Here is a 434-nt window from a genome sequence, read left to right as displayed (position 1 = left end):
CGCTTGCTCCATCGCCTCGCACAATGCCTGGGCGCTGTGAGGCTCGCGCAGCTGCACGGTCAGGGCCAGACCGCCTTGCTCGTAGTCGTCGATGTTCAGCAGCAGCGGGTAGTTGGTGCGCTCCTCGCTGGCGGCCATCACCTGGGTGCCTTCCGGCAGCGCAGTTTCACTGGCATGGCCTTGGCTGCTGTGGCGGTAGTTCAGCAGTGCCGTCACCAGCGGCACGCCGCTCTCCAGCCCGCTGCAACGCTGGGCCAAGGCCAACGGGGCGTGCTCGTGGCGCAGCAGCCCAGCCAGGTCTTGCTGAACCTGCTTGACCGCGCCCAGCACCGGGCCCTGCAGCTTGACTCGAAGCGGCAAGGTGTTGATGTAAAGCCCCAGGGCGCGGTCCGCCCCGGCGCCGGCCTGCATGCGGCCGAACAGCACGGTGCCGA

1 protein-coding gene is annotated in these 434 nt (G+C 68.7%); it reads right to left on the bottom strand.

The window, feature by feature from the left end; genetic code table 11:
- Nucleotides 1-434: condensation domain-containing protein (locus H5407_RS23640; protein WP_183106923.1), on the bottom strand; the 434-nt coding region annotated here is incomplete at both ends.

Origin of the sequence: Mitsuaria sp. WAJ17 (assembly GCF_014174515.1) — a bacterium.
GTDB lineage: Bacteria > Pseudomonadota > Gammaproteobacteria > Burkholderiales > Burkholderiaceae_C > Roseateles_B.
This window is presented reverse-complemented; position numbering and strand designations above follow the sequence as displayed.